The sequence below is a fragment of the Corynebacterium sp. HMSC062A03 genome, assembly GCF_001811145.1.
In the GTDB taxonomy this organism is placed as follows: Bacteria; Actinomycetota; Actinomycetes; order Mycobacteriales; family Mycobacteriaceae; genus Corynebacterium; species Corynebacterium aurimucosum.
Genome location: NZ_KV803679.1, coordinates 1 through 4,549, shown reverse-complemented (window position 1 = coordinate 4,549; position 4,549 = coordinate 1). Strand labels below are relative to the sequence as shown.

Sequence of the window (4,549 nt, the reverse complement as noted above, 5' to 3'; positions counted from 1 at the left end):
TAGCTGAGGTAGGAACTAAACCCAGGACGCTTCAAACTGACCGCCAACCAATATGTCTCATACTCACCTCCGTTACCACCAAGGCGTGGAACACACCCAACACCCCACGGAGGAGACAAACCACATGTCGGATGAAAACACCACCCCCGCAGACCTCGCACAGCAGGCCGCTGACAAGGCGCAGCAGGCCCAGCACGACACCGAGCAGGGAACTACACCCAAGCCGGTGAACACCTAGGCGAGGCGCAGGCCAACGAGGCGGACGAAGCCGTAGACCTTGACGCGCTACGTAAGCAGCTCGCCCGATACGAAGCGGAAAACCGCAAGTTGAAGAACGAGAACGGCGACCGCCGAGTGAAGGCGAAGCAGGCGGAAGAACAGGCAGCGACGTTGAAGAAACTCGCGCAGGTACTCGGTTTTGAACCGTCCGACAAAGACACGGAGGAACAAATCAAGCAGGCCAAGGCCGCTGCGCAGGAACGAGAAGCCGAGCGTGACAAGCTCCAGGCCGAACTCGACCGAATGCGCGAGGACAACACCCTACGCAAGCTGGCGAAGGAAAACGGGGCAGACCCCGACATGCTTGTGCCGTATCTCCGTGGTGTAGGTGATCTCCCGAAGTGGGGCAGCGACGAGTGGGACAGTAAGGCTGGCGAACTCGTCACCAACACGCTCAACTCATTCCCACAGTTCAAGGCGGGTGGGGTAGCACCCCGCACCAGCGGAACCCCAGCCCCACGAACAACAACGATGGCCGAATCCTCACCGCCGATGACCTCGACCGCCTGTACGCACGGGGCAAGTTTGAGGAAATCAACAAGGCAGTGGAGGAAGGCCGTATCAGCCGCTAAAAGTTTCCACTAGGAGGAACGCACTATGGCAACTCCACAGTCCCACAAGAACTGGGATCCGGTAATCGGCCCGATTGTCGCGTCTGCGCTCATGCAGCCGCTCCGTCAGACCTGGGCATTCGCGCAGGAGGGTGTGACGAACTGCGACTTTGAGGGCGAAATCCGCGGTAAGGGTGACGAGGTTGTTGTCACCAACCTTAGCCGTCCCACCATCCGTAAGTACGACGAGTCCGAAGACATGATTGTTGAAGATGTCGAGTTCGGAGAGCGTAAGTTCAAGACCGACCAGGGCGACTACTTCAACTTCAAGATTCCGCTGGTATCTTCCGTCCAGTCTGCTCTAGACGTGAAGCCGGAGGCAGTCAGCGAGGCAGAGGAAGGCATGTCCGAGCAGGTCGATACCTACATCGGCAAGCTCATGAAGGACGGAGTGAAGAACTCCAACAAGGTGGGCACCCTCCCGCTCGACATTGAGAAGAAGGACGCGTACAAGACGCTGGTGGTGCTGCGTAAGAAACTCAACGCCACTTCGGTTCCGAAGACTGACCGTTTCGTGATGGTTGGCCCGGAGATGGAATCGGCGTTGCTGTACGACGAGCGCCTGGACAAGGCAGTGAACAACAGCAATCTCTTGAACGGTGAGATTGGTCGCCTGCTCGGGTTCCGCATCATTTCCGCGCCGACGGTGCCGACGGTGGCGGGCCGTGAGGTGGTCATTGCGGGCCACCCGATGGCTACCCCGTTCGGCTACCAGATCACGGAGGTGGCGGAATCGTCCATGCTGCCGTTCCGTTTCACCCGTGCGATTACGGGCCTCCAGGTGTACGGCGGTTCCGTGTTCCGCCCGGAGGTGCTGGCGACGGCTGAACAGGATGTGGTGGAGCCGACCACGGCGGGTGCTACCGAGTAGACGCTAGCCCGTAGCAGGCAGCGAAGGGGGTCAGGGTGTGTGCCTTGGCCCCCTTTACCCATACCTGGATGAAGGGCACACCATGAATAATCCGTATCAGGAAGAACTACTTAACCGTCTCCGTGACCATGATAACGCGAGGGGTGAACGTGAACTGACCCGGCTTATCAACTGGGCTACATCCGCTGTGTTGAAGTACACAGCTGTGCGGGCGCTCACTAAGACGATGATTGAGAAGTGGGTCAGAGTTAAGGCAGCAGGGTGTGTTCGATGCCGTCTAGGATCACATCGATGACGAGGTCGTAGTATTCCTCGGACATCGCTTCTTCTTCATCAGGGTGTGAGAGAGGCTCCAGGTAAGAGTTGACAATACTGGTCAGTCCAACAGATTGAGCCATCATAGGCTCAAGCCTGACAAGCATTTCGTGCAGGTTGTGGCGAGGCTGGATTTGATTGGATGCGCGCAGGTTTCTCGCTCCGATCGTGTGGATGATCGAGTTCGCGATAATTGTGTAGGCCACAGGCGAATTGTCACCAAACCCAGCTTCTTGTAGTTTGGCCCAGGCTCCATCGATCATCGGCAAAAACTGTTCGGTGAACTTGCCCCGCGCGAACCTGTCGGTAATCCCCGGATATGCTAACAATGCGGGGCGTAGATTGTGAGCCATAGCTCGAAACCAGGCTTTCCATTCAAGGTCCGGGTCGGGAACTTCAATCCCGACACATACCCGGTCTACAACAGCATCACAAATGGCTTCCTTGTTTGGAAAATAATGATAAATCACTGAGGGAACCACGCCCAGTTCACGGGCAATGTCCCGTACTGACCATCCCTCAACGCCACTGATCGCGCTTAACTGTACAGCTTGTTTGACAATCAGCTCGCGTGATAGCCCAGCCCTTCGCCCCGTTAGCACAGTGTTCATAAGGTGACCCTAACTTATTCCTTGACCCTTACTAGAACACCATTCTACAATATCCCTAAGTGAAACAGTGTTCTAGTAATGGAGTGTAGTGATGCCCGACCCTCGTAGTAATAAGCCGACACAGAGCTCTATTGATCCAGGAGCGCAAGCGAACCTGGTAGTGGGAATCGTTTTTCTCGCCTTTATGGGGCAAATGATTCTCAATCCGATCATCGCGCCACTGTCACGACAGATGGGATTGCGGGAATGGCATATTGGCGCCACTATCTCTTTGGCAGCGATTGTACTAGCGAGCTTGAGTGCTTATTGGGGGCGAGCTTCCCAACGTGTCGGCGCTAAACGTGTACTCGCTGCTGGGCTTGTGATCGCGATCATCGCTTTGAGCGCCTTCGGTATTGTCTCCTACCTGGGGATGAACCAGGTAGTTGGCGGTGTCGGACTAGTTTTTGGTGTTGTGATCACTCGTGGTTTGCTCTATGGTGGAGGGATTTCAGCGATCGCCCCGACCGCGCAAGCCCACCTGGTCACGCATGCTGCCAGCGAGAACGGGCGGGTAAAAGCACTGGGCATGATTGGAGCGGCTCAAGGGATGGCCTCCATTGTTGGAGGTGTTACTGGAGGTGTGTTAGCCGCTGCTGGTGGCCTGCTCTTGCCCTTGGTGGTCATGCCCGTTGTGATGGTGATTGGTCTGGTTGTTCTCTTGGTGAGTTTCGCACCTCAAAGCCGAGGGCAACTTTTTGCAAAGCCTCAACGGATTCGCTTCACTGATCCGCGTGTAGCTCCCTGGCTAGCAACTGGTCTGGTGATGTTTCTTGTGTTTTCTTCTGTTGCTACGATTTTTGGATTCACTGTCCAAGACCGCTTCGCCCTGTCGGCAACTGCGACCGCAGGTATTTCCGCGATTTACCTGACCATCATGGGCGTGACCATGATCATTGCCCAAGCGGTGATTGCTCCAAAGACAGGGTGGGGAGCAGCGAAGCTTTTACGTACTGGTCTGGCCATTACACTAGTTGCAACTGTGCTCATTTGGCCTACCTCCTCGCACGCTTTACTGGTTGTCGGGTGTATCGTGCTGGGGGTAGGTATGGGACTGGCGATGCCCGGGTACAACACTGGCCCAACCTTGAAGATGAGTGCAGATGAGCAAGGCGCAGTGGCTGGCATCATCAACGCTAATAATGGGTTGGCGTACGCGATTGCCCCGCTGGCTTCGACCGCCCTTTACGGGTGGAACCCGCTGGCACCCTTCGCCGTCTGTATCGCCTTGATTGCAGTGGTCGTCATCTACGCCCACACTGCACCCGCACTACGCCAATAACTATGAGCGTGCCTGAAGTAGCCGTTCCATCACGTTATCCGCAGGAGTCGGCCCCGAGTAGTCCACCAGCGAGTTGGCTTTGACGACATCGAAAATCTCGTACCAGAGCGTATTCGCCTGCTTGCTAAACGACTGAGACATGGCCACGAATGGGGACGCGATAGCTGTTAGGACCACGGATTTAGTAACGCTGTGGTGAGTATTCAGTAACGCCCGGGTGAGTATCGGGTAACGTGCGTAGCCGATGAGCATTAAACATCCACCCCGTCAGCAAGCGCAGCTGAAAACGGCAACCCCTTCATGAAGCGCTCCATGTAGTCCCAGTTAGGGTCGCCGGTTGGTGTAGCTGGTAGCCGAATAGTCGTCTTCTTCATACGAGTGAGATTCCATTTGTACCCGTATGAAAAACGCCATTTTTCGAATCGGATCGCCGTCACAAGAAACAGTCCTTGCCAGACTGAAATCGATTGACGCGGGATTAAGGCGTTGACGCTTCCACAGCAGCCTGGACCTGACCCCTGTTTGGTAGACACCTGATATC

Annotated in this window: 4 protein-coding genes and 2 pseudogenes; 3 read left to right on the top strand and 3 right to left on the bottom strand. The window is 55.8% G+C overall.

Annotated elements, in window-relative coordinates; genetic code table 11:
- The first annotated feature begins 327 nt into the window (after window positions 1–327).
- Window positions 328–864, top strand: coding sequence for a hypothetical protein (locus tag HMPREF2781_RS06325; RefSeq protein ID WP_070644807.1), 537 nt, complete (start codon window positions 328–330; stop codon window positions 862–864).
- Between the two features lie 12 nt (window positions 865–876).
- Entirely contained in the window at window positions 877–1,761 is an 885-nt protein-coding gene (locus HMPREF2781_RS06320; RefSeq protein WP_070529834.1) for a hypothetical protein, read from the top strand.
- Window positions 1,762–2,009: 248 nt separating this feature from the next.
- Here HMPREF2781_RS06320 and HMPREF2781_RS12625 read toward each other — a convergent pair whose 3' ends face one another.
- The gene (locus tag HMPREF2781_RS12625; protein WP_070462451.1) at window positions 2,010–2,687 is read right to left on the bottom strand and encodes a TetR/AcrR family transcriptional regulator; all 678 of its coding nucleotides are present in this window, start codon (window positions 2,685–2,687) and stop codon (window positions 2,010–2,012) included.
- Window positions 2,688–2,778: 91 nt separating this feature from the next.
- Between HMPREF2781_RS12625 and HMPREF2781_RS06310 the strand changes: the two genes are divergently transcribed.
- Window positions 2,779–4,008 (top strand): MFS transporter, encoded by a 1,230-nt coding sequence (locus HMPREF2781_RS06310; RefSeq protein WP_070495012.1) that lies wholly within the window; start codon window positions 2,779–2,781, stop codon window positions 4,006–4,008.
- On the opposite strand, the pseudogene HMPREF2781_RS06305 reads toward HMPREF2781_RS06310, so the two are convergent.
- Both HMPREF2781_RS06305 and HMPREF2781_RS12620 read right to left on the bottom strand, forming a co-directional pair.
- Window positions 4,009–4,173, bottom strand: a pseudogene (locus tag HMPREF2781_RS06305) (terminase); the annotation flags it as partial.
- A gap of 86 nt (window positions 4,174–4,259) precedes the next feature.
- Window positions 4,260–4,549 (bottom strand): annotated as a pseudogene (locus HMPREF2781_RS12620) (hypothetical protein); the annotation flags it as partial.

Excerpts from the sequence above, each read along its gene's own strand:
- HMPREF2781_RS12625 (WP_070462451.1), bottom strand. The coding sequence starts at position 2,687 with ATGAACACTGTGCTAACGGGGCGAAGGGCTGGGCTATCACGCGAGCTG.
- HMPREF2781_RS06310 (WP_070495012.1), top strand. The coding sequence starts at position 2,779 with ATGCCCGACCCTCGTAGTAATAAGCCGACACAGAGCTCTATTGATCCA.
- HMPREF2781_RS06320 (WP_070529834.1), top strand. The coding sequence starts at position 877 with ATGGCAACTCCACAGTCCCACAAGAACTGGGATCCGGTAATCGGCCCG.